This is a genomic window from Rhodococcus sp. (in: high G+C Gram-positive bacteria) (assembly GCF_049591685.1).
GTDB lineage: Bacteria > Actinomycetota > Actinomycetes > Mycobacteriales > Mycobacteriaceae > Rhodococcoides.
In genome coordinates this window covers 1-3033 of sequence record NZ_JBAWFH010000430.1, presented here as the reverse complement: position 1 = coordinate 3033, position 3033 = coordinate 1, and the positions used below count along the sequence as shown (strand labels likewise).

General features: G+C 69.1%; 2 protein-coding genes. Both read right to left on the bottom strand.

What is annotated here, in order from left to right; genetic code table 11:
- Window positions 1–211: 211 nt before the first annotated feature.
- Window positions 212–1135: a methionyl-tRNA formyltransferase gene (gene fmt, locus WBQ44_RS18135; RefSeq protein WP_495568064.1), complete on the bottom strand. Its 924-nt coding sequence runs from the start codon at window positions 1133–1135 to the stop codon at window positions 212–214.
- A gap of 128 nt (window positions 1136–1263) precedes the next feature.
- Window positions 1264–3033, bottom strand: a 1770-nt coding sequence (locus tag WBQ44_RS18130) for a primosomal protein N' (RefSeq protein WP_495568063.1), incomplete at its 5' end; no start/stop codon positions are given.

Genomic DNA, 3033 nt, shown 5'->3' with positions numbered 1-3033 from the left:
CCGTTGCCGCGATTCGGTCGATTGCCCTGGGGTCCGCGCGAACCGGGACTGCGCGCGGCCCCACCTCCACGCACTGCCCCACCTCCACGCACTGCCCCACGTCCACGAGCTGCCGAACCCCCGGCGGGACCTTTCCCCTGCTGTTTACCCCCGCCGGATCGCCCGTCGCCACCCGCGCGCGGGCCCTTCCGGGCGTTGCTGTCGTCCGCGCTCATCGAGCCACCGCCGTTTCGGTCAGCCGGGCACCGCGTGCCCAGTCAAGAGCTTTCATCGGCTTCTTACCCGGAGGCTGCACATCACCGAGAACTACCGCGCCGGTTGCCGTACCGACAAGCACGCCGTCCTTTCGGACGACGATCGCCCCGGGGTCGAGGCGTTCTTCGGAGATGCGAACCGGAAACACTTTCAGGCGGATCTCACCGACGGTCGTCCACGCCCCGGGGGCGGGAGTGACCGCGCGAATGTGACGATCCACGATCACCGCAGCCATCGACCAGTCGATCCGGGCGGATTCGACGGTCACCTTGCGTGCATACGAAACGCCGTCGTCCGGTTGCGGTATCGCCGATGCCTCGCCGGACTCGATCGCGTTCAGCGTCGCTTCCAGCAACTCGGCGCCGCTGACGGACAGCCGCCCGAGCAGGTCGGCTGCCGTATCGGTGGGCCGGATCGTCTCCGTGACAACGCCGAGAACCGGTCCGGTGTCCATGCCTTCCTCGAGCAGGAACGTCGACGCGCCGGTGACGTCGTCACCTGCAGCGATGGCGGCCTGCACGGGTGCGGCGCCGCGCCAGGCGGGCAGCAGCGAAAAGTGCAGGTTGATCCACCCGAAGCGCGGAACGTTCAACACCGGGCGCGGAAGAAGTGCGCCGTAGGCCACCACCGGACATACGTCCGGTTCGAGTGCGGCGAGATCGGCCAGGAATTCGGCGTCCGACGGCCTCGCCGGGGTCAGGACGGGGATGCCGTGGGCGTCCGCGAGCACGCCGACCGGAGATCGGCTCACCTTTCGGCCGCGTCCGGACCCCGCGTCGGGACGGGTGACGACGGCGACGACTTCGTGCCGGTCCGACGCGATCAGCCGTTCCAGCGACGGAACAGCCGGGTCAGGCGTCCCTGCAAACACAACACGCACCAGATGGCTCCCACGAATAGGCAATAGCGAAAGAACTTCACGACGAACCGCCCATTCTAGGGACCGTGCCCCCGCGCCGAGAAACCCCTCGGGCGACGCCGCGTATGCACCGCCCACCGACAGTCGGATCAGCCGATACGAATCGGGTCGATCTGTACGCGTACGGCCTCGGTGTTCTTGCGGGCGCTGCGCACCGCCTGGGCGTCGGCAAGTGCCCGCGCGAGTGCACTGCCCTCCGAACGGGGGACGCGCAACAGCATGCGTTGAACGTCACCGTCCACCCGGTCTTCTCCCCCACCGGCGGGCTGACGTTGCCCCTCCGGCAAGTCGACCGGGCCGAGAATTTCGACGTCGTCCGGCAGCGATGCCGCCTCGACCAGCGCCGTGATCGCGGACGTCGAACCATCCAGTGCCGCGACGTGTACCGCGGGAGGGAACCGCACTTCGACTCGTTCGTCGAGCTGAGTTCGGGCGTGTCCGACGGGGTCCCACCGAACCAACGCCTGCACCGTCGGTACGTCCGATTCTGCAACCACCACTACTCTGCCGCCGTCCGTTCCCGCGCGAACGAGCGCGCCCGCTGTCATCCATCGACGCAGGGTCTCCTCGGCGGCTCGCAAATCTGCCCGACCCAGCAGTGCCCACCCGTCGAGCAGCAGTGCTGCGCCGTATCCACCGGGCGTGGACGGTTCGGCCCCGACCGTGGAGATCACGAGGCTCGGACCGCCGGCAACCGAGTCGAGCACAGTGGACCCGCCCGAGGTGTGGATGGGAATCCCGGGAAACGCCCGGCCCAACTCTTCGGCGGTGCGGTGCGCACCGATGACAACGGCCCGCAACGTGCGCGAACCACAGACGGTGCACCGATGGTTGGTGTCGGCGATGCCACACCAGCGACAGGTCGGGCTACCCGCTCCGTCCGCCCCGGGCGCCGAAGGAAGCGCGAGCGGACCGTTGCAGCGTCGGCACCTCGCCGGCGTTCGGCACTTTCCGCACGCGAGGGACGGAACGTAACCGCCGCGCGGAACCTGGACGAGCACACCGAAGCCGTCCTTCAATGCGGCACGCGCCGCATCGAATGCGATCGCGGGTAAGCGGGCTGCGCGGGCACCCGGATCTCGGGCGAGGGCGTGATCGCTGTCCGCGAGCGCAACGACGTGTGGTTGCCGTTGCCGCACCAGGGCTCGCGAGGCAACGAGATCGTGCGCCCAACCCGAATCGACGAGTGCCTCGGCTTCGGCGGTACGCGCATGTCCGGCCAGAACGAGCGCGCAGCCCGTCCCGTGCGCACGCAGAAGCGCGACCTCGCGGGCGTGTGGATAGGGCGATCGGGGCTCGGCGTACCCGTCGTCGCCATCGTCCCAGAGCACGACCAGGCCCAGATTGCGCACTGGCGCGAATACCGAACTGCGCGTACCCACCACGACGGACACGTCGCGCCGGAGCACGCTCAACCAGCGGCGATACCTCTTGGCCGGGCCCAGGTTGGCCGAAAGTGCCACGACGGAATCTGCCCCGTTGACCACTTCGCATGCTGCCGCGACCCTGTCCAAATCACGCTGATCGGGCACCACCACGACCGCACTGCGCCCCGAGGCCGCTGTCGCGCCGGCCAACTCGGCGATCCGACGTGGCCAGTCCTCACCGGGCAAGGCCTGCCACACGGCCCGCGGCGCGCGACCCGACACGATCGCATCGAGGAACGCGGACCCGTGTGTATAGGCGTCCCACGCCGCCGAATCGATCTCGGGCGCCGGCATAGACGCCGGCTCGGGGTGCGGTTCACCTTCGACTTTCGCGTGGCGGGGCGGAACTGCCAACCGCAGAACGTCTGCCCTGGTGCCTGCGTATCGGTGGGCCACCGCGGTGACGAGCCGGCCGATCTCGGACGTCAGAAC